Origin of the sequence: Paraburkholderia susongensis (genome assembly GCF_900177725.1) — a bacterium.
GTDB lineage: Bacteria > Pseudomonadota > Gammaproteobacteria > Burkholderiales > Burkholderiaceae > Paraburkholderia > Paraburkholderia susongensis.
In genome coordinates this window covers 251,242-275,672 of sequence record NZ_FXAT01000004.1, presented here as the reverse complement: position 1 = coordinate 275,672, position 24,431 = coordinate 251,242, and the positions used below count along the sequence as shown (strand labels likewise).

17 protein-coding genes are annotated in these 24,431 nt (G+C 64.4%); 6 read left to right on the top strand and 11 right to left on the bottom strand.

Annotation, left to right across the window (positions count from 1 at the left end):
• Window positions 1-37: 37 nt before the first annotated feature.
• Entirely contained in the window at window positions 38-658 is a 621-nt protein-coding gene (locus B9Z01_RS14150) for an LbetaH domain-containing protein (RefSeq protein ID WP_085484749.1), read from the bottom strand.
• 185 nt (window positions 659-843) lie between these two features.
• Between B9Z01_RS14150 and B9Z01_RS14145 the strand changes: the two genes are divergently transcribed.
• Entirely contained in the window at window positions 844-1,398 is a 555-nt protein-coding gene (locus tag B9Z01_RS14145; RefSeq protein ID WP_085483992.1) for a hypothetical protein, read from the top strand.
• Window positions 1,399-1,429: 31 nt separating this feature from the next.
• Here B9Z01_RS14145 and B9Z01_RS14140 read toward each other — a convergent pair whose 3' ends face one another.
• The 9 genes from B9Z01_RS14140 to B9Z01_RS14100 form a co-directional block, all read right to left on the bottom strand.
• Window positions 1,430-2,749, bottom strand: coding sequence for a glycosyltransferase WbuB (locus B9Z01_RS14140; protein WP_085483990.1), 1,320 nt, complete (start codon window positions 2,747-2,749; stop codon window positions 1,430-1,432).
• 75 nt (window positions 2,750-2,824) lie between these two features.
• Window positions 2,825-3,967 carry a glycosyltransferase family 4 protein gene (locus B9Z01_RS14135; RefSeq protein WP_085483988.1) on the bottom strand — a complete coding sequence of 381 codons (1,143 nt, stop codon included), beginning with the start codon at window positions 3,965-3,967 and terminating at the stop codon, window positions 2,825-2,827.
• 77 nt (window positions 3,968-4,044) lie between these two features.
• Complete coding sequence (locus B9Z01_RS14130) at window positions 4,045-5,001, bottom strand: GDP-L-fucose synthase family protein (RefSeq protein WP_085483986.1); 957 nt, start codon at window positions 4,999-5,001, stop codon at window positions 4,045-4,047.
• Window positions 5,002-5,005: 4 nt separating this feature from the next.
• A complete protein-coding gene (gene gmd, locus B9Z01_RS14125; protein ID WP_085483984.1) occupies window positions 5,006-6,121 on the bottom strand; it encodes a GDP-mannose 4,6-dehydratase in 1,116 nt (371 codons plus the stop codon).
• 185 nt (window positions 6,122-6,306) lie between these two features.
• Window positions 6,307-8,541: a polysaccharide biosynthesis tyrosine autokinase gene (locus tag B9Z01_RS14120; RefSeq protein ID WP_085483982.1), complete on the bottom strand. Its 2,235-nt coding sequence runs from the start codon at window positions 8,539-8,541 to the stop codon at window positions 6,307-6,309.
• Window positions 8,542-8,592: 51 nt separating this feature from the next.
• A complete protein-coding gene (locus tag B9Z01_RS14115; protein ID WP_167387484.1) occupies window positions 8,593-9,732 on the bottom strand; it encodes a polysaccharide biosynthesis/export family protein in 1,140 nt (379 codons plus the stop codon).
• A gap of 67 nt (window positions 9,733-9,799) precedes the next feature.
• A complete protein-coding gene (locus B9Z01_RS14110) occupies window positions 9,800-11,185 on the bottom strand; it encodes an undecaprenyl-phosphate glucose phosphotransferase (protein WP_085483978.1) in 1,386 nt (461 codons plus the stop codon).
• Window positions 11,186-11,239: 54 nt separating this feature from the next.
• On the bottom strand, window positions 11,240-12,775 hold the full coding sequence (locus B9Z01_RS14105) for a mannose-1-phosphate guanylyltransferase/mannose-6-phosphate isomerase (RefSeq protein WP_085483976.1): 1,536 nt from the start codon (window positions 12,773-12,775) through the stop codon (window positions 11,240-11,242).
• 91 nt (window positions 12,776-12,866) lie between these two features.
• On the bottom strand, window positions 12,867-13,958 hold the full coding sequence (locus B9Z01_RS14100) for a helix-turn-helix domain-containing protein (protein ID WP_244196016.1): 1,092 nt from the start codon (window positions 13,956-13,958) through the stop codon (window positions 12,867-12,869).
• A gap of 862 nt (window positions 13,959-14,820) precedes the next feature.
• Here B9Z01_RS14100 and B9Z01_RS14095 point away from each other — a divergent pair.
• From B9Z01_RS14095 to B9Z01_RS14085, 4 genes are all read left to right on the top strand, one after another.
• The gene (locus tag B9Z01_RS14095; RefSeq protein WP_244196015.1) at window positions 14,821-17,022 is read left to right on the top strand and encodes a hypothetical protein; all 2,202 of its coding nucleotides are present in this window, start codon (window positions 14,821-14,823) and stop codon (window positions 17,020-17,022) included.
• 101 nt (window positions 17,023-17,123) lie between these two features.
• Window positions 17,124-17,273: a hypothetical protein gene (locus tag B9Z01_RS35570; protein WP_167387483.1), complete on the top strand. Its 150-nt coding sequence runs from the start codon at window positions 17,124-17,126 to the stop codon at window positions 17,271-17,273.
• A 59-nt stretch (window positions 17,274-17,332) separates the two neighbouring features.
• Entirely contained in the window at window positions 17,333-17,785 is a 453-nt protein-coding gene (locus B9Z01_RS14090) for a GDP-mannose mannosyl hydrolase (RefSeq protein ID WP_085483969.1), read from the top strand.
• Between the two features lie 180 nt (window positions 17,786-17,965).
• Window positions 17,966-20,374, top strand: a complete 2,409-nt coding sequence (locus B9Z01_RS14085) for an RICIN domain-containing protein (RefSeq protein ID WP_085483967.1) — start codon at window positions 17,966-17,968, stop codon at window positions 20,372-20,374.
• A gap of 76 nt (window positions 20,375-20,450) precedes the next feature.
• Here the strand turns inward: B9Z01_RS14085 and B9Z01_RS14080 are convergent, their stop codons facing one another.
• Entirely contained in the window at window positions 20,451-21,536 is a 1,086-nt protein-coding gene (locus B9Z01_RS14080) for a glycosyltransferase family 4 protein (protein ID WP_085483965.1), read from the bottom strand.
• A gap of 702 nt (window positions 21,537-22,238) precedes the next feature.
• Here B9Z01_RS14080 and B9Z01_RS14075 point away from each other — a divergent pair.
• On the top strand, window positions 22,239-24,209 hold the full coding sequence (locus tag B9Z01_RS14075) for a hypothetical protein (RefSeq protein ID WP_085483963.1): 1,971 nt from the start codon (window positions 22,239-22,241) through the stop codon (window positions 24,207-24,209).
• Window positions 24,210-24,431: the final 222 nt, after the last annotated feature.

Below are 24,431 nucleotides of genomic sequence, written 5' to 3'. Positions count from 1 at the left end.
CCGCAGCGTAGACACGCTGTGGTTCTCTGTCTGTGACTCAGGTATCAGAAGCAAAACGCTTCCGCAAAAAGCGGCACGGATTGCCGCCATACACGCCCCCGGCTTCCAGTGAGCGATGCACGACCGACAGCGGCGTCACCACCGCCGAGCGGCCGATCGTCACGCCCATCTGCACGACGCACTTCGACGTGATCCACACACCGTCCTCGATGACGATCGGCGCGACACACAGATCCATCGTCGTGCTCATTTCATGCGAGCCAGCGGTGAGGAACGTCCCCTGCGAAATGCACACGTTCGAGCCGATGCGAATCAGCGCCTGGTTGTAGATCCATACATCGACGCCGAACCAGCACTTGTCGCCGACTTCGAGATTCCACGGCGCCTTGACGCGCAACGGATGCACGAACCGGCACCCCGTGCCGATCTTCGCGCCGAATAGACGCAGCAACGCGACCCGCACCGACGAGAACGGCAGCAGCTTGTTATTGATGACGCACGCTTCGAGCACGAACCAGATCAGCTCGACGAGCTTGCCTCGCTTCGCCTCGTAATTGCCCTTTCCCGCGAGACTCAGATCGATCACGCGGCCGTCTTCGCGCCTTGCTTCGGTTTGCGCGGCGCGCGCGATCCGCACATCATCGGCGAGGTTATTCATCAGCATTCTCCGAAGCCCGATCCGAGGTATTCAAGTGCGAGCATGCGACTCCGTTCGCATCCATTATGTTGCGATTCCTTACGAATCTTTTTGCCGTGGCCGCGCGGGCAAGCGTTTTGGCGGCTGCGCGCATGCGGCGTGGCGCACGATAACGACATAACGACCGTCTCTTGCAGGAAAACATCATGAGCGCTCCGATCCAACTCGCGATCCAACCCGCAGCCGTTCGCGCGCGCGCGTGGATGTTCGCCGCCGTCGCAATCTGTGCCACACCCGCGTTCGCGTTCGCACAGAACGACGCCGCGCCCGCTGCGCCGAACGCGGCTGCCGCGGCGGCCAACAGCTACGCGGGCAATCGCATCACCTACGGCAAGGGTCTGCAGACGCCCGCCGAACGCACCGCGAAAAACCGCAACGCCGAACAGGATCTGCTCGGCGCACCACCCGAATACGGCCTCGGCGACAATCCGGAAGGCAACACCGACGACGCTCAACGCAAGGCCCTGCTCGACGAACGACGCATGACCGTGCTCGGCCAGATGCCGAACGCCAAGGCCGCCAACGCCAAACTGGGCAAAACGCAACGTAACGCGCCCGCCGCCGGCGACCCGATGCGCGCCCCGAATCAGACTGATCGCCCGAACGCCGCCAACGGCGCTCCACCGCGAGGCGCGCCGAAAGAGGCCTACGCCGATCCGTACGGTGGCGCAAAGCGTGCGGTCTATCGTTCGCCGTGGTGAGTTCGCATTCATGAGATGGCCGCGTGCCGGATCAATCCGGCGCGGCTTCCTCCGCGGTTGCCGCGTTGCGCGGGCCAGCCGCGCTCGTTGAAGAGCGCCGCCTGAAATAAGCCGCGCGCGTCGCGCGCACCTGTAGAAACACCGCTGCGAGCCGTTCCTCGAAAACCAGAATCGTCGATTCCGGCGACAGCGCGCGCTCCGCGTATTCACGCGCGGCCTTGCCGAGCGCCGTGCGGCGCGCCGTGTCGCTCGCGAGCACGGTGATCGCCGCCGCCAGCGCCTTCACGTTCTCCGGCGGCACCACGATGCCGCGCGAGGCCACCGCTTCATGCAGGGCCGTGCCGCGGCGCGCCATCGCAACGGTCGCGCGGCCGCTCGCGAACATGCCGGTGAGCTTGGACGGCATCACGAGATCGGCCGCGTCGGCGCGTTGCGGCAGCACGTGAATGTCGGCGAGATTGAGCAGTTCGTTCAGACGCTCGGCGGGTTGAAGCGGCAGGAAGATGCAGTTCGCGAGTCCCGCGCAGCGCGCGATGAGACTCTCCTTCGCGGCGCCGCTGCCGCAGAACACGAACGTGATGTCGGGGCGCGCGGCAAGCAGCGCAGCCGCGTCGGCGAGCGTTTCGATGCCCTGTTTCGCGCCCATGTTGCCCGAGTACAGCACGACCTTCTGTTCGCCGGGAATGTCCAGTTCCTGCCGGTATGCGCTCGCGCGCGGCAACGGATAGATGCTCGCCGCGTCGACCCAGTTCGGCAGGCACACGACCCGCGCCGGCGGCACGCCCTTCGCGCTCGCGCGCGCGCTCATCTGCTGCGTGATCGACGACACCGCATCGAAGCGGCGCAACAACGCACGTTCGAGCCAGCGCGCCACACGCGCGGCACGCGAGCTTTTCAGCAGACCGAGATCGAACGCCGCATCGACCTCGTAGTCCTGAATATGCAGCCACGCGCTGGCGCGCGTGAGACGCGCGAGCGCGAGCGTCGCCGGCGCGCACATCAGGGTCGGCGCAATCAGCATCACGGCGTCGGGGCCCCACAGCGCATGTCTTGCGAGCAGCGGCAGCGAACTCGCCGCGAAGCTCGCCAGATGCAGCACGCGGCGAATGCCGGTGGGCCGCCGCGGCACCCACAGCGGCGCGCGCCACAGCATCACGCCGTCGCGCGTTTCGCGCCGGTAGCGCCATGCGGTGTAGCCCGCCTGCACGCGCCACTCCGGGTAATAGGGCGGCGCGCAGATCACGCGCACGTCGTGCCCGCGGCTCGCGAGCAGCGCGGCCATTTCCGCCGTGTACTTGCCAGTTCCCGTCAGTTCCGGCGCGTAATTGATGCCGTAGATCAGGATCTTCATTGTGGCTGCCAGAACGTTTAAGCCTTCGCGGCGACGCTCTCGTCGCGACTCTTTTCAACTCACCGCAATCGCACCTCAGTGGCTCAGCATCAGCGCGCACCCGCGCGCGATATTGGCTGCGGCCGACGGCGGATCGAAGCGGCGAATCACATCCATGCAGCGGTGCGCAGTGCCACTCGCATCGGCGAACGCTTCCATCGACTTCAGCATCGTGCGCTGCAGTCCGGCCACATCGCCCGCCGTGAACGCATAGCCGCTCACGCCGTCGATCACGAGCTCCGGCACGCAGCCGCAACTCTCGCTAACCACCGCCGGGCAGCCGTGCGCCAGCGCCTCGTTGACGACGAGCCCCCAAGGCTCGCTGTAGCTCGGCAGCACCATGCAGGTCGCGTGGTAGTACTCCTGCGACAGCGGCTCGTCCTGCAGACTGCCGACGAACGTCACCGCATCGCGGAGTTGAAGCTCGGCCACCTTCGCGACCAGCGCGTCGTGCATCGGCCCCGTACCGACGATGCGCAGACGCGCGGCCGGAATGCGCCGGTGCAGGCCCGCGAACGAATCGATCAGCGTGCCGATGCCTTTCTCCTCCGAGAGCCGCCCGACGAACAGGAACACCGGCGGATTGCCTTCGCGCGCGGCGACCCGCTCAGCCAAGGCGCGCTCCGGCGAGAACGAGCCCGGCAACGCGGCGGCCTGGCAAGGCACGAAAATCTTGTCGCGCTTCGCGCCGAGCGACAGCAGGTATTCGCGGCTGCGCTCGCCGAAGCCGAAGTAGCCGTCGCATAGCGAGAAGAACACGCGCTTCGGAATCGACGTGAGGAGTTTCTTCGGGCGGTCGCGCGCCGTCGAATCGCAGAACACCGCGCGCCGCTTGCCGGTCACGATGCAGGCCACGAGCATCGCCCAGTACTCGGGACGGTGATAGCCCGGCAGCACGATCAGATCCGATTTCGCGCGCAGCACTTCCCAGGTGAGCCGCGTGATCATCTTGAGCGTCGGCACATCCTCGTAGCATCCGTCGAACAGCTTCTGCATCGGATAGCGGTGGTACGAGTAATCGACGTCGGAGAAGCCGACCCGGTCGTGCTCGGTATCCGCGATCTGCACCATCGAATAGCGAATTGATCCGGATGCCGAAATATTGTGCAGAGCAGAAAACACCACACCTTTGTGGCGCGACCATACGACGTTGTGGAAGATCGTGACTGACACTGTCATTTTTATGCCGCTCCTCGAAAAGTCAGTCCGCGTGTGCCGCAACCGGCGGCGTCACACGCTTTGCCCGGCTCGCGCGCTTATGCGTGCAGCGCGGGCGCCGCCGAACCGCTATGCGATGCGACGAAGTCCTGGTACGTCGCCGCGATGCCCTCCTCCAGACCGATCGTCGCGCGCCAGCCCATCTGCGCGAGCCGCGATACGTCGAGCAGCTTGCGCGGCGTGCCGTCGGGCTTCGACGCATCGAACACGAGTTCCCCCTCGAAACCAGCCACCTTGCAAATGCACTCGGCCAGTTCGCGGATCGACAGATCCTCGCCCACGCCGACGTTGAAAAGTCCTTCCGTCACGCCGTGCTCGAGCACGAAGAGCGTCGCCGCGGCGAGATCGTCCACATGCAGAAATTCGCGGCGCGGCGTGCCCGAGCCCCACACCGTCAGCGTCGCGGCGCCGTCGCGCCGCGCTTCGTGCGCCTTGCGCAGCAGCGCCGGCAACACGTGGCTGCTGTTCAGGTCGTAGTTGTCGTTCGGGCCATACAGATTGGTCGGCATCAGCGAGACGTACTGCGTGCCGTATTCGCGGTTGTACGCTTCGCACAGCTTGAGACCCGCGATCTTCGCGATGGCATACGCGTCGTTGGTCGGCTCGAGCTCCGAGGTGAGCAGATACTCCTCGCGGATCGGCTGCGGACACTGCTTCGGATAGATGCACGACGAACCGAAGAACACGAGCCGCTCCACTTTCGCGCGATACGCCGCGTGAATCACATTGGTTTCGATCGCGAGGTTCTCGTAGATGAACTCGGCCGGCCGCGACGCGTTCGCGAAGATGCCGCCGACGCGCGCGGCCGCGAGCAGCACCACGTCGATGCGCTCGCTTTCGAAAAAGCGGTTGACGGCGGCCTGATCCGTGAGGTCGAGTTCGGCGTGCGTGCGCGTGACGACGTTCGGATAGCCCTCGGCGGCAAGGCGCCTGACGAGCGCGGAGCCGACCATGCCGCGATGGCCCGCGACGAAGATGCGCGCCTGTCTGTTCATTGCGCTATTCATGATGTTCCATCGCCGTAAAGCCGGCCAGCGTGACGAGCGCGTCGCGGCGTGCAATCTGGTAATCAGCGAGCACCATTTCCTTGACGAGCGCGGCAAACGGCGTGGTCGGCTGCCAACCGAGCTTCGCATGCGCCTTCGACGGATCGCCGAGCAGCGTTTCGACTTCGGCGGGCCGGAAGTAGCGCGGATCGACCCGCACGATCACGTCGCCCGGCTCGACCTTGATCTCGCGCCGCTCGACCTTCTCGACGACGCCGACCTCGTTCTCGCCCGTGCCCTCGAAGCGCACGCTCACACCCAACTCGGACGCCGCCTGCTGCACGAACTCGCGCACGCTGTACTGCACGCCGGTCGCGATCACGTAGTCCTCGGGCTCGTCCTGTTGCAGCATGCGCCACTGCATCTCCACGTAATCGCGCGCATGGCCCCAGTCGCGCAGCGCACCGAGGTTGCCGAGATAGAGTGTCTTCTGCAGACCCACCGCGATGCGCGCGATCGCGCGCGTGATCTTGCGCGTGACGAACGTCTCGCCACGCACCGGCGATTCGTGATTGAACAGAATCCCGTTGCACGCATAGAGCCCGTACGCTTCTCGGTAGTTGACCGTGGTCCAGTACGCGAACAGCTTCGCCACCGCGTAGGGGCTACGCGGATAGAACGGCGTGGTCTCCGATTGCGGCACCTGTTGCACGAGCCCGTACAACTCCGATGTCGAGGCCTGATAGAAGCGCGTTTTCTCCAGACCGAGAATGCGGATCGCCTCGAGAATCCGCAGCGCCCCGAGGCCGTCCGCGTTGGCTGTGTATTCGGGTTCCTCGAACGACACGGCGACGTGGCTCTGCGCCGCGAGGTTGTAGATTTCGTCGGGTTCGACACGCTGGATCACACGCAGCATGCTGGTGGAATCGGTCAGGTCGGCATGGTGCAGAAAGAGCCGTTGCTCGGGGTCGTGGGGATCGCGATAGAGGTGATCGATCCGGTCCGTGTTGAACAGCGACGACCTGCGTTTGATGCCGTGCACGTCGTAGTCCTTGGCGAGCAGCAACTCCGCGAGGTACGACCCGTCCTGTCCGGTGATACCGGTAATCAGCGCAACCTTGCGTTTCATGAAGCTTTCTCCTGGGGGGGTGGAACCCTTTTTCGATGCAAATGGCCGTAACAATGTGAAGGCCGCAGCGGTCGCGCGTGCCGCTGTCGTGATGGTTGTCGTTATGCGTGTAGCGCTGCTTCTGGCGATGCCGTGCCCGCGGTCATCGCGCAATGGGCCCGCGCCGGCCGGCGCGGGCCGCATCGTCAGCCGGCAATACTGTCGTAGCCGTAATAACCGCCCTGATAGCCGGAACCGAGGAACGCGCCTTCCTGCGGCACGTCGGTGAGCAACACACCGCGCAGCGCGACGCCGCCGTTGCGTAGGCGCTTCGTCGTTTCGACGATTTCGTTGAGCGGATGGCGGCCATGGCGCACCACCAGCAGCGTCGTCCCTGCGTACTTGCCGATCAGCGTCGAGTCGGTGACCGCGAGGACCGGCGGCGTATCGACGATGATGAGGTCGTAGCGCGGCTTCAGTTCTTCGAGCATCGTCTGGAAGCGCTTGCTCATCAGCAACTCGGACGGATGCGTGGGCAAGGTGCCCTTCGCGATCACGTCGAGACCGGGCAGCACGTCGCGCTGGATCATCGCGTCGAGCTCGCCGCCGCTCAGCACGTCGGAGAGACCCGGCTGATGGCCGACGCCGAAATGCGAGTGCACGTCGCCGCGCCGCATGTCGCCGTCGATAATGAGCACGCGCTTGTTCGCCGAGGCGACGAGCGCCGCGAGGTTCACCGACAGGAACGACTTGCCGGCGTCGGGCCGCGAGCCGGTAATCATCACGACGTTGTTTTCCGCCTGATCGAGCGACAGTTGCAGCGAGGTGCGCAGATTGCGCACGCCCTCCACCGCGATATCCTCCGGCGCCTGCTGCGCGAGCACGTGCAGACCGCGCCGGCGCAGCATCACGTTTTCCTGTAGCCGCAACTGCGTCTGGCTGCGCGGCACGACCGCGAATACCGGCACGCCGAGCATCGCCTCGAGTTCGTCGGGACGCTCCACGCCGCCGTACATCGCGCGCTTGAAGAAGGTCAGCAGAATGCCGAGCACGATGCCGCCGCCGAGCGCGATCAGGATCGCGATCACGCGCTTGGGCCGCACTGGTTCGTCGGGCGTTTCGGCGAGGTCCACGACGCGCACGCTGCCCACCTGGCCCGCCTTCGCGACGCGCAACTGCTGTGCGCTGTTGAGCAGATTCGTGTACAGCTCCGTGTCCACATGCACGTCGCGCAGCAGACGCAGTGCGGTCTGCTCGGTGTCCGGCATCGCCGCGACGCTGCGGTTCATGTTGGCCTGCGCGTTCTGCAACTCGGCGATCTGCGCGTCGAGCGCGGCGACGGCCGGGTGGCTCGCCGTGAAGCGCTGCGACATCTCCGCGCGTTGCTGCTGCAGATCGAGCAGCTTGGTCTTGTTGTCGACGACCTGCTGCAGCAGCAGGCGGCTTTCCTCGCCGAGGTCGACCGTGCCATGCGCGTTGCGGAACTTGTTGTAGCGCTGCTCCGCGTCGTCGAGTTCCTTGCGCAGGCCGGGCAGTTGCTGATCGAGGAACGCGAGCATGTGCTCGGCTTCCGTCGAGCGGCTCGCGATGTCCTGACGCACGAACTCGCGCGCCATGTTGTTGACGATCGCCGCGGTCAGCGCCGGGTCGCCGCCCTCGAGGCTCACGCGGATCACGCCGGACTGCAGCGCGGTTTCCTGCACGACCAGCGCCTTTTGCAGCCGGTCCACCGTGCCGAGCGTCGACGCGCGCGTCAGTTCGAAACGCGAGCCCGGCGCACCGACCAGCTTGTCGACGTGCAGCGAGATCGGGCCGTCGGCGGTGTCGGTCTGCACGGTTTCGCCGACGCGTCCCGAGAGAATCGCGATGCCGTTCGGATCGCGCAGTACGAACGTGTTATCGGCGCCCGCGACGAGCGCGAAAGTCTCGTCGTACATTTCCTTCGACGTATCGAAGCGCGACACCGTGATGCTCTCGTTGCCCCACGCGAAACCCGACAGGTTGATGAACGACGGCAGCCTGAACCACCATTGCCCGTTCACGAGACCCGCGATCATGCCGCCGATGAACGGTAGATAACGCGGCGTCGCCGTGATGTCGAGATGCAGATTGCGAACCGTCTCCTCGGTGACCAGCCGCGACTTGAGCAGCTCGATCTGCGCCGCCGTCGACGGCTTGGTATCGAACATGCCGGTGAGCGGCGGCAAGGAGTCCTTCGCATTCCCGTTGGCATTGGCCGTTTGGTCCTCGACGTGGAACAGCACGTCCGCGCGGTAGGTCGGCGGCGCGAGAAACGCGTACGCGCAGCCGAGCGCGAGCGCGATCAGCGTCACCACGACGATCGTGCGCCAACCGCGCACGATCGTACGTAGATAGTCCGATAGACGAAGCTCGTCCGTGCCGGACACGTCGGTGTAACGGTTTTCGAAATTGATTGCCATTTTTCATCACCCAACAAAGCCCGGCGGTTCAGGTTGCGCGTTACACGTCGGTCACTTCGCGAGCACCGCGCCCGTCACGGCCGCGTTGATCGCCGGCAGCAGCAGGTTCAGCACACGGTTGAAGCGGACCAGCCCGCCCTGGCCGACATACACGATGTCTTTCGGCTGAAGCTCGAACTGGTTGGCGAGCAGCATCGACACCGGAGAGGTCGCATCGAGGTGGTAAATCTGCGGCGAATCGCCCGTCGAATCGCGGATCACGAAGAGCTGCTGGGCCGCGGCCGTGTTCGAGTCGAAGCTGCCGCTGTCGGAGATCGCCTGCGAGAGCGTGAGCGAGCCGTTGCGCATCGGCAGGATCGTAGCGGGCTTGTTGACCTCGCCCATCACGTAGACGCCGCTGTCCTCGCGCGCGGCGACGCGCACGAGATCGCCCGGCTGCAGATAGATGTCCGAAGGATTGTGCCCATGCCTGATCAGATCGTCGAAATTGAGCGGATAGGTGGTGCCGTTGCGCACCAGCTCGACGCGGCCGCGGTCCGCGTTCGCGCTGAAGCCGCCGCTCAGATTGATCGCGCTCGTGAGCGACATCGGAATGTCGTTGACCGGCTGCGTGCCGGGCGTGCGCACTTCGCCGTCGACATACACCTGCGCGTTGCGGAACGACGCGACGCGCACCGTCACTTCAGGCTTCTGGTAGACCTTGCTCAGCCGCTGATGCAGCTCGCGCTGGATCGACGCGACGTCCCTGCCCGCGACGTGCAGCGTGCCCGCGTACGGAAACTGCACGTCGCCGTGCTCGTCGATCAGGAAGCCCGGCATCGCATCCGAGGGGCGCGAATTCTGCGGCGGCTGGCCGAGCGCGGCTGCAAGTTCCGGGTGATCCCACACGACGATCTGCAGCACGTCGCCGGGGCCGACCTTGTACGCGGTCGGCTTGCCGAACAGCGCCGCCGTTGCCTGCGGCAAGTCCGAGCTTTTCTGATCGGCACGCATCTTGCGCAGCAGCGCGAGATTGATGTCGGTGATCGGTATCTGCGTCTGCTGCGCGGCTTCCGTGCTGAAGTCGCCGCCGGTGTCCGGAACCGTGGCGGGGGTGACCATCCTCTGCCCGGGTGCGATTCCGCATCCGGAAAGCAGCGAAGCAGTAGCAAAAACCAGAATACTTCCGGTGCGTAAGCGTAGCGAGCTCATGATGTTTCCTCCTTGTGGCCACGGCGACCGTTCTCGGGCAGAGGCAGTGTGTGGCGCTTGTTCACCACTAGTAAGCGTTTCGATGCACCAGTCCTGCGACGATCGTCGCGCCGATGATCCGCATGTCGAGTGCGAACGACCAATGACCGAGGTAGTACAGGTCATGTTCGACGCGACGCTCCATCTTCTCGATGCGGTCGGTTTCGCCACGAAAGCCGTTGATTTGCGCCCAGCCCGTGATACCCGGCTTGATTCGATAGCGATTGATGTAGCCGGCGACCACCTTCTGATAGAGGTCGTCGTGCTCGAGCGCATGGGGACGCGGTCCTACGACCGACATGTCGCCACGCAGCACGTTGAAGAATTGCGGCAGCTCGTCGAGGCTCGTGCGGCGCAGGAACGCGCCGACTCTCGTCACGCGCTTGTCGTTGCGCGTCGCCTGGCTCAAGGTGCCTTTCGCTTCGGCATGCACGCGCATCGAGCGGAACTTGTAGATCGTGAACACGTGCCCGTCCGCGCCCTTGCGCTTCTGCCTGAAGAAAACCGGGCCGCGCGACGAGAGCTTCACCACGAGCGCGATGCCGAGCATCAACGGTGCGAGACCGATCAGCGCGGTCGCCGCGAACAGGCGGTCGAAGATTTCCTTCTTCAGCATCGCGCTCGCCGAGAGCGGCGACGCCACGAGGTTGATGGCCGGCACGCCGAGCAGATCGACGACGCCGCTGCCTTCGAACAACGCGTGGCTGCGCACGTCCGGCATGAAGCGGATGTTCACGAGATCGTCGCGGAATTCGTCGATCAGCGCGCAGATGAGCGGTTCCTCGGAGAGCGACAGCATCAGCCACAGTTCGTGCACGTCGTTGGTACGGATGTAGCCCGCGAGCGCGTCGACACTATCGAACACCGGCACGCGCGAATTCTTCACCGCTGACACGTCCGGGCTCGTGTTGTAGACGGCGGTCGCGCGAAAGCCCGCGGTGGGCGCGGATTCGATGCGGCGCAGGAGCGCGTCGCACTGCGAGCCGCTGCCGACGATCGCGACCTGATGCAGGTTCAAGCCCGCGCCGCGCGCACGCGCGAGCACCGCATGCGTGATGAGCCGGTACGAAATCAGCAGGCCGCCCGTGACCGCTGTCCAGTACGAGAACCACAGCCGCGAAACGAAATCGATGCGATGCAGCGAATACATGAGCACGAGCGCGCAGGCCTGCACGATCAGCCATGCGAGCGACACCTGGCCCGCGAGCCCGAGCTTCGAGCGGCCGCGCCACGATTCGTAGACGCCGAACGCCGGGAAGATCGCGAGCGCGAACGCGGCGGAAAACATCACCAGCGCCCAGTAGAAACCCGACTGGCCGAGGTAGTCGAAGCGGATCTGCGACGCCACCGCCGCACCCGTCAACACCAACGCGACATCGAAAATCCGCGCGAGTAAATCCTGAAACTTGCGCATTTTGCTTACCTCGTTTTGCCGTTCCTGTCCGTCATTAAGGCGTGGGCGTGCTGCTTACGGGCAGCGGCCGTAGTTGTCGTTGAACCTCACAATGTCGTCTTCACCGAGATAGGTGCCTGACTGGATTTCGATGATTTCGAGCGGCACCTTGCCCGGGTTTTCGAGCCGGTGACGCGTGCCGAGCGGAATGTAGGTCGATTCGTTTTCGCTCAGCAGAAACTGCTCTTCGCCGCGCGTGACGAGCGCAGTGCCGCGCACGACGACCCAGTGTTCGGCGCGGTGATGGTGCAACTGCAACGAGAGCCGCGCGCCGGGCGTCACGACGATGCGCTTGACCTGGAAGCGTTCGCCGTGATCGATCGAATCGTAGAAACCCCACGGACGCCGCACCTTGCGATGCACGTCGGCCTCGGGTGCGTGCTGCGCCTTGATGCGCGACACGAGCCCTTTCACATCCTGTACGTGCGAGCGATCGACCACGAGCACGGCGTCCGCGGTCTCGACCACGACGACGTTCGCGGTGCCCACGCACGCGACGAGCCGCCCTTCCGAATGCGCGTAGCACGACACGGCGCCTTCGAACGCCACGCGTCCGCGCCCGGCGTTGCCGTTCGGGTCTTTTTCCATGGCAGCCCATACCGCGTCCCACGAGCCGAGGTCGGACCAGCCTGCCTCGAGCGGGATCACGACGCCGGGCGCACTTGCGGCGGCCGGGGCGCTGGCCGGCTCGGTCAGGCGCTCCATCACCGCGTAGTCGATCGAATCCGCGGGCACGCCGAGGAACGCCTCATGCAACGGACGAAACACCGCGCCGTCCTTGTGGCCGCCAGCAAACGCGCTTTCGCACGGCGTGTGCATGTCGGGCCGCAAACGCTCGAGCGTATCGAGCCACACGCTCGCGCGCACGATAAAGATGCCGCTGTTCCACCAGTACGTGCCCGCCGCGACGTATTGCGCGGCGATTTCCTCAGCCGGTTTCTCGACGAAGCCGTCTATCGCATGGCCGCCCGCCGTCAGCGCGGCGCCGATGCGGATATAGCCGAAGCCGGTGTCGGGGCGCGTCGGCGGCACGCCCAGCGTGGCGATCGCGCCCTGCTGCGCGTGACGCGCGGCGCATTCGAGCGCGCGCTGCAAAGCGGGCACGTCAGCGATCGCGTGATCGGCCGGCATGACGATCAGAATCGCGTCGCCGCCTTCCGCGCAGGCGAGCGATGCCGCGAGCGTCAACGCAGGGGCCGTATCGCGCCGCGCCGGCTCGACGATCAGACGCGCGGCGACGCCGTTTTCTTGAAGCTGTTCTGCAATAACGAAGCGATGCTCCTCACCGCACACGACGATCGGCGACGCGTCGACGCTCCAGCCGGGCGGGAACCCGTCCAGCCTGCGCGCGGTCGCCTGCAACAGCGAGTCGGAACCGACCACGTCGATCAGCTGTTTGGGAAAGTTCTCGCGCGACACGGGCCACAGCCGCGTGCCCGAGCCTCCCGCGAGGATGACCGGGACGATGTGCACGCGACGCGCGCCAGCCGCCCCGGCGCTCGCGCCGTTCGGGTCGACAGATGCAGCGTTCACAGCTCCCTGATTCAACATATTTGGATTCCTTATAATCCGAAGAAAATACAAGGAAATACGGTCCCGGCGCCGCGTGTGTGCCAGCGCCGCCAGGTTGGCGCCGACGGCGCTATCCGCCGGACACGCGGCGGCTTTGAATCCTGAATTCGGTGGGAGAAATCCTCATCCGCTTGCGGAATACTTTCGCGAGGCGATCGCCGTTGCCCATGCCGGTGCGGCGGGCAATCTTGTCGACCGGCAATTCGGATTCGGTCAGCAGGCTGCACGTCACCGCGAGGCGCTCGTGCAGCAGGAAACTCGAGGGCGTAATGCCCATTTCCATCTTGAAGCGGCGCAGAAAGTTGCGCTCGCTCATCGCGGCGAACTGCGCGGCGTCGGCAATCGAAATCGACTGCTGGCAATTTTCCTGGAGCCAGCGCGCCGCGGCGCGCACCTTGTCGCCCGGGCTCATGCCGCCGTCTTCGCCGAGCAGCGGCGCGAGGTTCGCGCACGAATCGGAGAGCAGCCGCTCGGCCGCCGTGCGCGCGGTGGTGGCGCCCAGATCGCGCTTGATCATCGCGAGCGCGCTGCGCATCGATTCGAGACGGTCGCTCACCTCGACGCCATGCTCGGGCGCGCGCGCGCCATTCACTGCGTTCGTGCCGTTCACGAGGCCAATGCTATTCGTGCCATTGGTGCCATTGGTGCCATTGACGCTATTGATGCCGTTGGCGCCATTCGCGCCATTCACGCCGTTGACGGACTGATGGAAATCACCGCCTTCTTTGCTGTTGGGCACATAAGCCGCGTCGAGCAGCGCGCGGCCTTCGCCGACCGGACGGATCATCGCGGTATTGCGGCGCACACGGCGCAGCCAGGCGATCAGCCGCTCATCGCGAGCGGCGGCCGCCGCGCCCTTGCCGCCCGCGACATACAGCGCGTCGAAACCGCCGTAATGCCGCGCGTCGAGGCCGTCGGTCCACACGCGCAATCCGGACGAAGAAGTCACCATGCCGCCGTCGGCGGACAGGAACGATACGTCGTACAACCAGGCACCTGAACCGGACGTGGCGAGTTCGTTAGCTGCCTGAAAAACCTCGGCGATGACGCCCGCGCCCTGTAGCGAACAGTCGTTGAACATCAGAATCGCGATGCGACGCACGCCCTTGTTCGGAGCATGCACCCAGCGCAGCATTGCAGACTCGAGACTCGCGCAGGTCATGGTCATCCTCTCAGAAGAAAACGAACTACCCTTCACCTTTTACGACTACAGGGAAAGCCAACTCGGTGCAGTGCATCATAACGACGGGCAATCCAGCATTTAGCCGCCATGACCGAAAGTGCAGACATGTTGGCGCATCGCAGGGTAGCCGGTCAGTGAAATTCGGAACAATGCCGAAGCGACCGTCTTTTCAATGGATTAATCGCCAATTCCGCACACGATTGAATAGGCGGCCTGCAAATGCTAATGCAGTTCAAAAATCGTTTGCGTACGCCACCGCACACTGCAGGTCATCCGGGAAATAGCGGACCCTTATTTGATCTGCCCGTTAATGCGTATATTGGAAGTGACTTTTTGCCGGACGCCCGCCAGAATGAGTGCAGACGCCCTTGCTGTGCCAGTCATCGCAGGTTGCCGGGAACGGCAGGTTTCTTCCGACGATACCCATAACGGGGCACAATGGGCTATTTCCACTATCCAATATAAACGCATTACAATCCGACAGGATTATTTAATTGGTTGTTATTGGATATCTGGAATATAAACACGGCGATTAATGTTTCAAACGTGAAACACGGATATAAGACAACTTTAGTCCGTCCGGCAATAGACGGGCCAATGGCGGATAGTGTCGATTGAGGCCCGGTTCGATTCCGCCAGCGAATTGCGGAAAAGGACTATGCCATTTCCGCAACAGTTGCTTCGGAGGGCGAACGAAGGCCGTTACGGCCTGGTGAACCTGCAGTGCGGCGGCGCTCGGGAGTGCTCGCCGGGCGTCACGAAATGCAATGAACGGGACGGGGTATACATGGCATACGTAGGCGAACACCGCGTTTTGCGAAAACTCGTCGGAGCGCTCGTCATGCTCGCGGCGCTCATGGTCGCGGGCGAGTTGCGCGCCGCGTCGCCGGAACCGAAAGACGCGGGCAACGCCGCGTTCACCGCCGATGGCAGAACGTGGACGCCGTGCGCGGCCGAATACGGCACCTGCAACTTCGACGGCACGCGCGACGTGCTGTATGGCACGGCCGAGCAGCACGTGGTCAAGACGTTTTCGAATCACGCGGAGTGCAACAACGGCGTATTCGGCGATCCCGCGCCAGGAGTCAACAAGCGCTGCGCGGTGGCGAACACCGCGGCCACCGCGCGTGCCGTGACGAATGACCGCGCAACGCACGCCTCGGCCCAACCAGCTGCAACCGCCGCAACCGCTGTTCCCCTCGAACTGAAGACACCGCCCGGCGACGGCCTGCGCTGCTCGCCACCCGTCTCGCAAACGCGCGCCGCCGCGAATGGCGATCCGCTCGAAGCCGACACGCCAGGCGACGGCACGCGCCTCTTCGCATCCGGTAAACCGTTCGCGCTCGTTTTCACAGCTCGTGCGACGCAAAACGACACGCTCGACTGGCAAATCCGCGATAGCTGGAACGCCGTGCGCGCGCGCGGCAGCTTTCCCGTCGCGGCGGGCGCGACGCAGGCGACGCTCAGTTGCGCGTCGTCGCTCGCGGGCTACTTCGCGGTCTCCGCGACGCTCGAGCGCGCGCACGGACAACTCGCGGCACGGGGCACACGACCGGCGGGCATCGTGACGTTCGGCGTGCTGCCGGACACGTCGGCGGCGCTGCCCGCCGTGCGCTTTCCGTACGACGACCTGCATCGCTTCGGCGGCCAGGGCACCGCGTATCTCGCGCCCGGACAGCAATGCTGCGACGGCGACGGCTATCGGCCGCTCTACACCGCGCTCGGTCTCACGTGGGTCAACGACAATCGCAACTGGTACATGGAAGAGCCGGATCGACCCGGCACGTTCGATCCCGCGACGAAGCAGCTTGCACCGTTCCTGCGGCGCGGCGACCTGATGCGCCTGATCCAGCTCGACGGCATTCCGCGCTGGGCGAATCCGACCGGCAAGGAAACGCACAGCTACGCGCCGACCTCGTTCGAGCAGATGAGGCAATACATGACGAAAGTCGGCGCCGAATCGAACCGCGTGCGCACGACCTACTTTCCGCGCCAACGCTACAACTACTATCAGGTGACATGGGAGCCGGATCCGGACGGCGGGCTGCCGTGGCGCGATGGCGACGCGAAATTCGTCGCGCTCTATAAAGCAGTCTGGGAAGGCATCCATCAGACCGATCCCAACGCAGTGGTGATGGGGCCCACCTATGCATCGGTGCAAAACAACGTGACGTGGATGCGGCGGCTCGGCCCGCTCGGCATCGGCCGATACATGGACGGCATGTCGATTCACGGCTACTACGACATCGGCACGACGCCCTCGCATCCCCCTGAGCGCGTTGCCGACACCGGCAATCAGGGCACCGTGCAAGGCGCGCTGCCCGCGGCGATGCGCGCGCTGCGCCACGAGTTGCGTCTTTATCTGAAGCCCGGCGCGCCGCTCTTCGTGACCGAAACGGGTATCAGCTACGACATCGGTCAATCGTATCGCAGCGACTATCCAACCGCGAACGTGCTGTACGCGCAAGCCGCGCTGGTCGCGCGCACGCATCTGATCCTGCTCGGCGAAGGCGCGGACATGACCTACGTGTTCTATCTCGCCGACATGCCGGAAACTGCTTCGGGCTACGGAATTTTCTTCGAACTCGATCATCCGGGCGGCGCGTTCGGCCCGACGCACATCAGCCCGAAGCCGGCCGCGCTCGCGGTCGCGGCGATGACGCGCATCGTGGACGGAACGGATACGCTCGGGCCGCTGAAAGACCTGCCCCAGGGCGTGTACGCGTACGCGTTTCGCCGGCTCGGCGGCGGCAAGATCGTGACCGCGCTATGGACGCACGACAACGAGCGCTGGAATGCGAAGACCGGCTTCGATGCGAGCCTCGCGGTGGATTATCGTCTGCGGGTCGACGCGCCCGGCACGAGCGGCAGCGTGACCGCGTTCGACATGATGGGCAACGCGTCGAGCGTGCCGTATCGCGACGGCGTCGCGATCCTGAAGCTGTCTCCCGCGCCGATTTACGTCGTGTCGAACAACGCCGACGTGTTCAGAAACGCGGTGACGACACCCGAGGGTTACGTCGCGCGCAGTGGCACGATGTGACGATAGTTCGGCGTGATGTGACAGGTTGGTGGCGGGCAAGCGCACATAACATCGCCCGTGGAAAGCGTTAGGATGCCTCACCAGGCGTTGGAGCCGCGGAAATGAACGGCGTTGCATGGACCATGCTGATACTGGCAGCGATGATCGGCGCGTTCCTCTTTGCGGCGATCGGCGTGGTTCTGCTCGTGCTGCTGCTTGCCAGCGTGTCGAACCGGCTCACGCGCAACGACGAAGAGCATCGGGATTCCTAGGGCCAGTCACGGGTTTGCGCTGCGCGGGCGATGCTTCACGCGGGTCTGCCGGAGAACACATGCTGACGCAAATCGATTTCCTCGACGTAGTGCGGCTCACGCCGCTAGTCTCGATCGATCTGATCGCCTGCGATGCAGCAGGGCGCATCCTCGTCGGCCATCGCCGCAATCGTCCCGCGCGCGATACGTGGTTCGTGCCGGGCGGACGCATTCACAAAGACGAAACGCTTGACGCGGCGTTCACGCGCATCGCGGAAGCCGAGCTGGGGATCGCCAGTCTCGCGCGCTCGGCCGCGCGTTTCGAAGGTGTTTTCGAGCATCATTACAGCGATAATTTCGCAGCCGAGCCCGGCGTGTCGACTCACTACATCGTGCTCGCCTATGCGCTCACGCTCACAGGCACGGCGCCGGTCGGCCGGCCCGAGCAGCACAGCCACTACCTCTGGCTCACGCAGGCGGAACTGCTTGCGCACGCCGACGTGCACGACAATACCAAGGCTTATTTCCGCTAGATGAATCGCGGCCGGAGGCGCTGCGTGAGTCGCTGCATGAAGTGCCACCGCTCTACTCCACCTGTAACGCTCACCTCTCCCCGTCACCACCCGCAACTTCGCGCCCAGTGTGAGTTCGCCAACGCGTGAGGCGAATCAACTGAAGTATGATCGAATCCCTTGCCGGGGACTCGAATCAACATGCGCCCACTACTCGTCAGACTCGTTCGCGATTCATCGGTTACCGCGCTTGCCGTTCTTGTTCTGCTGTGCTGCACCGTGCTCGCGAGCCCGGCGCGTGCAGCCGATTGCAGCGCGGGCACGCTGGTCACGGTGGTCGCCCATCTCGACGACGACCTGCTGTTCGTCGACCCCGCCATCAACGAACGGCTCAACGCCGGCTGGTGCATCACGACGGTGCATCTGATCGGCGGCGCGAACGGTGCGGACTTCGCGTACGTGCTCACGCGCGAGCGCGCCTCGCGGCTCGCTTATGCGCGCATGGCCGGCGTGCCCGACGAGTGGATCGAATCGACCGTCATGATCGGCGGCAAACCTTTGCACCAGATGGTGCTGAAAGCTAAGCCACAGATACGTCTGCTCGAATTCCGCCTGCCAGGCGGCGCCGTGCGCGGCGGACGCGTGCCGCTCGGCCTGCTGTGGGAACAGCACGCAACGCTCTTTACCTATCCGATGAATGCCGACGGCACGGGGCGTGTGAAGTACGACCGCGATTCGCTGTCGGCGGCACTCAAGCCGATACTCGCGCAAGCCTCGCTGATCTACACGCTCAATCCGGACACCGTGCCGTTCATCGAGCACCCCGATCACATCTTTAGCGCGCGCATTACGCGCCACGTCGCACAGACGCTCGGCCACAGCGTGCCGATCGTCTATCACGTGACCTATCCGACCGGCAACTGGCCCGCCAACCTGCCGTCCGCCGAAGTGCAGCGCAAGCGCGACATCGTCGCCAGCTACTTTTCCATCGACGGCAGCGAGTGGTCGCATGTGTTCGGCGAGTTTCAGTGGAACGGAAACTGGATCGCGCGCCGCTACGCATTCGCCGATCGCACGGACCGGCGCGTGCCGGATTTTCAATCGCAGCCGATTCAGCTGTTCAATGTGGCATCGAGCGCCTGCCTCACGTCGCCGGGCCCGGATGAAACGCCGACGCTCGAAGCCTGCACCGGTTTGCCCGCGCAGCAATGGCGCTGGGAACCGCTGACGGTCTATCCGGGCAACACGCGCAATGCGGCGCTCGTCAGCGTCGCGACCTCGCAATGCATTGCCGAGCTCGACGGCCATCTCGTCGCGCAGCGCTGCGATCAATGGGACATGGCGCAACGCTGGACACCGTGGGACTTCGGCATCGTCTATACGCCGCAGCGGCATTGCCTCGGCGAAAACGGCGGCAAGCTCATGATGCGCGGCTGCACCGCCCTTACCACACGCTTTCGCTGGGCCTCGACGCAACACACGCAGTCGAACGATTTGCGGCTCGCCACCGCGATGTATGGCGACGTCGGCGGCACGGGCGAGCAATCCGCGGTGTACGTTCAACGGCGGCACGACGGCCCGGGCTTCGACGTGTACGTCGCATCGCTCGCGAAAGCCGCGGCACCCGCGCTCTGGTATGCGAGCGCGGTGCCGTTCGATCCGCGCGCCACCGCGCCGAGCTGCGGTGCGGACGCGCTGTGCTTCGACAGCGCGCGCTTCCTGCTCGGCGATTTCGACGGCGACGGCAAGACGGATCTGATGGTCATCACTGCGCGCAAAGGCGGCACCGCGTTCTGGCTGCTGCGCAGCACCGGTGAGCGCTTCGATGCGCCGCGCCTGTGGCTGCAAACGGACACCACGTTCAGACCTGATCTGACGCAGCAATACGTCGCGGGACATTTCGATGCAACGCAACGCGCCGGCGTGCTGATCGCGCAGCGGCGTGCCGGCGCTGGGCTCGATTTCTGGTTCGCGTCATCGCAGGGATCGACGGGCTCGGCGCCCACGCTGCTCGCCGAGGCCAGAGACATGCAACAGAACGCCGACCTGCTGCCGGTTCAGAGCGCGAGCCGGGCGGCGAATTCGCGCACGTCGCTGGTTGCGCTCGAAAACGTCGACGGCAAGCTTGCGCTCACCACGATCGCCAGCGACGGCACTCGCCTGAACATCGGCAAACGCAGGTTCCTGCCGGCGAGTTTCATGCCTGACTTCGTGAAGGCGGCAACGGGTGTCATGCATGGCAACGACGGCAACACGCTGTTCCTGTTCACGCCGCACTTCGACGAAACGGGAGAAGACGCGTCGATCGATATCGCGACGCTCGACATGGGCAACGCAGCGAGCGCGCCGCTGCACGCGACAGCGCTGCGCGGTCTCGCGTGGCCCGACGTGTCTCCCGCCTTCGTGAGCGACAAACTCGGCACGGCGCTCGTGCTGTACCGGCGAACCGACGCAACGCTCGGCGAGTTCTATTTCACCGGCGGGGCACCGGCGCTCACGCGCTACACGTATTCGCCGGGCAATGCTTTCGCGCCCGGCGCGGCCCAGGATCTCGGCAAATTGCCGGGGCTCTTCTCGGAGACGGTGCGCATCGACCGGCTCGCGCAGTAGTGCACGCAGTAGTGCGCGCAGTGGTCGTGCAATGACGCGATAGCGTCGGCGCGCACCGCCTTTCAGGCCGACTTCTTCAGGCCGACACCTGCAGCGGATGCACGAACTTCCGTGCGATCGACATATAGCGATCCGCCGTGTCATGCAGCGTATAACCGGCGAGCTGGCGGGTCGAGCGCGGCATGTCCAGCGCGTTGAGAAGCGCGCGGCCGTAGGCTTCGGGATCGGTCGTGTCGACGAGGCTCACGCTCGCGAACGCGCTCGCGAAACCGAACGACGGAATGCGGTTCGCGACGATCGGAATCCCCGACGCGAGCGCTTCGAGAAAACCGATGCTCTGCGCCTCGAAGCGCGAAGGCATCGCGAAGACACGCGAGGAGCGCAGAATCGCGGCGACATCGGAGCGCGGGCCATCCACCGTCACCTTGCTCTCGAGTCCGAACTGACGGACCAGCGCGACCACCGCCGCGTGATAGCCGAGATCTTCGACCACGCCGCACAACAGCAAATGCGCATCCGGCTCGCGCTCCAGCACACGCATGAAGGCGCGGATCGTATCGAGCTGGCTCTTGCCTTCGATATAACGGCCGAGCTGCACGATCTGCTTGGGCGGCACGTCGAGGGCCGGCGTCGCCGCCGCATTGTCCTGCGCGAATAGCGACGCATCCACGCCGTTCGGGATCACCACCATCGACGGATGCCGGCCGATCTCGCGCAGATAGTCGTCGATATTCTGCTGCGACACGCCGATGACCGCCCTCGCGCGGCGCGACAGCAGCCGCTCGGCACGCTTGAGCGCGCTGTTCTCGAAGTCGTTGACGCCCGAATGCATGACCCACGCAATCGGCGTATGCACAGGTAGAAGCCGCACGTAGAGCGCGGCGAGCGTGGCGTGCGCAACGATGAAATCGGGCCGGAATTGACGCACGACGCGATAGAGGTGAATCAGCTTGCCCAGTCTGCCGTAATGCGTGTCCGGAAAGAGGCACGTCACGCCGGCTGCCTGCAGTTCGGCGCGAATCTCGGCGAAGTCGTCCTGTTGCGGAAGCAGCGACGCGATGCAGACTTCATGGCCCGCACGCTGATGGTGAATGGCGACACCTTTTACGAGTACTTCTGCGCCGGACAATCGCGGTGCGTGAACCAGTTGAAGAATCCTCACGATTGGTCTCTCGGGATAACCGCCTTTTTTGCGCAGCGGAAGGAAGGGCCGCCCCCGTGGGCGATGTCCTCCAGATCACGTCGGCATTGCAGCTTCGCTTTCGACGCGTCCCGAAGCGCAACGCGCCGTCGGCTTCTTGAAGCAGCGAGCGTTGTGCTGCGATGTCAACGTCGCGAGGAAACGTTACACCGAAGGTTCAGCACTATTACGCCAACCCCAAGACTTTTTCGGCGGCCCAATGAGTGCCAGCACCCATTTCTCTGCTCATTGTGGCGGGCTCTCCGTGTCTGATGATATTCAGTTGTCCGTTTCTTGATGAGTGACGCTTCATCCGGATCTGGCGGATAAAGACTGGTTTCATCTTATCTTTACTTTCTTCTGCTCAATACAATTACCGCCCCGGATTGTTCATACGTAACGACTCGTTACTTCTTTTAAACAAATTAATGCGTATCGTCGCGGTCGATTCTCCCTTTTCGAATATTGCTGTCCGACGAAGCAGAAAGAATTTCGTTGACTGGCGCAGCAAGAATCAAGCAATGCGATGCAAGTCGCACTGCCCGTCAAATCCCGGTTGTTTTCGTCGTACCTGCCTGGTCGTCCGATTCCGCCAAACGCGTCGCTCGTCGGTGCGGAGTCATGCGACCTGATTTCTCCGAGGAGAATGCATGCGGCGCCGACAGCCAGCGAAGGCTACAAGGCATGACTCCCAGATTGAAGAAATCGCAACTCCTTCTCGTCTCCACGCTGTCTCTCGCACTCGCCGCATGCGGCGGCGGTGGCGGTGGTGACTCCGCGAACGGTACGGCCACCCAGGCCAATGGCCGAAACGGCCGCAATGGCAACGGCGCAGCCACCGGCTCGAGCACGGCCGCAAACGGCAACGGCGCGGCCACGCTGAATCCGGCCGGCACCGTGCCCGCGCAACTGAGCTGCGTGTCGCCGGTCACGTCGGCCGGTTCGGGCAGCGCCACGCTTTCCGCCGACACCCCGAGCGCCGACGGCACACGCATCTTCGCGAACGGCGGCACCTTCAACCTCGTTTTCAACACCAACGCGCCGAATGCGGACACGTTGAACTGGGCCGTCACCGACACGCTCGGCAACGTCGCCGCCAGTGGCAGCACACCGGTGCCGGCCGGCTCGAAGACGATCACGTTCAACTGCACGTCGACGCTCGCCGGCTACTTTTCGGCGACGGGCACGCTCGCGAAAAACGGCGGCCAGTTGCCGCAAGCCGGTACGCGGCCGGTCGGCATGGCGACCTTCGGCGTGCTGCCGAATCTTTCCGGCATCGTTCCCGCGGTGACGTATGCACGTCAGGAGCAGCATCGCTTCGGTATGCAGGGCGCGAACGACAACGCGCCGGTGCTCGCCGCGCTCGGCATTTCGTCAACGATCGACGACCGCGAGCTCTCGGCGATGGAGCCGAACGGCCCAAACACCTTCAACCCGTCGGCCGATAATCTCGATCCGTTCTACAAGTCCGGCAACGTGATGCGTCTGATCCGCCTCGACGGCATTCCCGCTTGGGCGAGCAGCAGCGGCGCATACCAGGACGACACGAATCCGCCGGCCGATCTTTCGTACTACCAAAACTATATGAGCCGCGTCGGCACCGAATCGAACGCGATTCGCGCGGCTTATTTTCCGGCGCAATCGGTGAACTACTATCAGGTGACGTGGGAGCCGAACGAGATGTGGGCCGACACCGACGCGAACTTCGTCGCGATGTACAAGGCCGTCTATCAGGGCCTTCATTCGACCGATCCGCACGCGATGGTGCTCGGTCCCACCGACGCCTTCCCGAGCCTGACGACGACACGCCTCAAACGTCTCGCGCCGCTCGGCTTCGGGCAATACATCGACGCGGTCGCGACGCACGGCTACTACGATGCGGGCACCTCGCCGTCGCATCCGCCTGAGCGCTACGACAGCGACCCGTCGACCGCCGACGGTTCGCTGCGCGGCCAGATGCGCGATCTGCGCGCGGAAATGGCGACCGACTACCGCACGGGCATGCATCTGTTCTCGACCGAGGCGGGCATCAGCTACGACCTCGGCAGCTCGTACGGCCCGAACTATCCGAGCGCGAACGTGCTGTATGCGCAGGCCGCGGTCGCCGCGCGCATGCACATCATCACGCTCGGCGAAGGCGCGGATCAGACCTACGTGTTCTACGGCGCGGACTATCCGGGCGAAGTCGGCTACGGCACGTTCTTCGATCTGAACGACGCGCAAGGCGCATTCGGCGCGGCGAACATCAGCCCGAAGCCGGTCGCGATGGCGATCAGCGCGATGACGCACACGCTCGACGGCACGACCACGCTCGGCCCCGTGAACGGCACGCCGACCGGCGTCTATGCGTACGCGTTCCAGCAGGTCGGCAACGGCGCGGTGATTACCGCGCTGTGGACGCACAACAACAACGTGTGGAGCGCAAGCAGCGGTTTCAGCGCGACCTATAGCGTGCCGTACAGCCTCGCTGTCGACGAGCCGGGCACGAGCGGCACCGTGAAGGTGATCGACATGATGGGCAACGCGGTGAGCACGAACTACAGCAACGGCACGTTGACGCTGAATCTGACGGAGTCGCCGGTGTATGTGGTGTCGAATAACGCGTCGGTTGCGAAGGCGAATTCCACGGTGCCGGTTGGTTACGTCGGGATGTAAGTCGCGATGTTCATGATGTTCGTGATGTAAGTCAGTCAGGAAGCCGGCCGCGATGTCGGCCCGCATCGCGCAGCGAAAAAAAGCCCGCCTCTGTTTCGGAGAGGCGGGCTTTTTTTTCGGAATCATCTGATTACACGCCATTGGCCTGCGCCTCTATGGTGAAGGTTTCAACGCCAAAGGGGAAACCTGATGCAAGAGGCATTCGCCTCACTGATCTTGAGT

Coding starts and splice junctions, on each gene's coding strand:
- B9Z01_RS14110 (WP_085483978.1), bottom strand. CDS start 11,185: ATGCGCAAGTTTCAGGATTTACTCGCGCGGATTTTCGATGTCGCGTTG.
- B9Z01_RS14135 (WP_085483988.1), bottom strand. CDS start 3,967: ATGACAGTGTCAGTCACGATCTTCCACAACGTCGTATGGTCGCGCCAC.
- B9Z01_RS14115 (WP_167387484.1), bottom strand. CDS start 9,732: ATGAGCTCGCTACGCTTACGCACCGGAAGTATTCTGGTTTTTGCTACT.
- B9Z01_RS14140 (WP_085483990.1), bottom strand. CDS start 2,749: ATGAAGATCCTGATCTACGGCATCAATTACGCGCCGGAACTGACGGGA.
- B9Z01_RS14150 (WP_085484749.1), bottom strand. CDS start 658: ATGAATAACCTCGCCGATGATGTGCGGATCGCGCGCGCCGCGCAAACC.
- B9Z01_RS14120 (WP_085483982.1), bottom strand. CDS start 8,541: ATGGCAATCAATTTCGAAAACCGTTACACCGACGTGTCCGGCACGGAC.
- B9Z01_RS14130 (WP_085483986.1), bottom strand. CDS start 5,001: ATGAACAGACAGGCGCGCATCTTCGTCGCGGGCCATCGCGGCATGGTC.
- B9Z01_RS14105 (WP_085483976.1), bottom strand. CDS start 12,775: ATGTTGAATCAGGGAGCTGTGAACGCTGCATCTGTCGACCCGAACGGC.
- B9Z01_RS35570 (WP_167387483.1), top strand. CDS start 17,124: ATGAACGGCGTTGCATGGACCATGCTGATACTGGCAGCGATGATCGGC.
- gmd (WP_085483984.1), bottom strand. CDS start 6,121: ATGAAACGCAAGGTTGCGCTGATTACCGGTATCACCGGACAGGACGGG.
- B9Z01_RS14075 (WP_085483963.1), top strand. CDS start 22,239: ATGACTCCCAGATTGAAGAAATCGCAACTCCTTCTCGTCTCCACGCTG.
- B9Z01_RS14085 (WP_085483967.1), top strand. CDS start 17,966: ATGCGCCCACTACTCGTCAGACTCGTTCGCGATTCATCGGTTACCGCG.
- B9Z01_RS14145 (WP_085483992.1), top strand. CDS start 844: ATGAGCGCTCCGATCCAACTCGCGATCCAACCCGCAGCCGTTCGCGCG.
- B9Z01_RS14100 (WP_244196016.1), bottom strand. CDS start 13,958: ATGACCTGCGCGAGTCTCGAGTCTGCAATGCTGCGCTGGGTGCATGCT.
- B9Z01_RS14090 (WP_085483969.1), top strand. CDS start 17,333: ATGCTGACGCAAATCGATTTCCTCGACGTAGTGCGGCTCACGCCGCTA.
- B9Z01_RS14095 (WP_244196015.1), top strand. CDS start 14,821: ATGCTCGCGGCGCTCATGGTCGCGGGCGAGTTGCGCGCCGCGTCGCCG.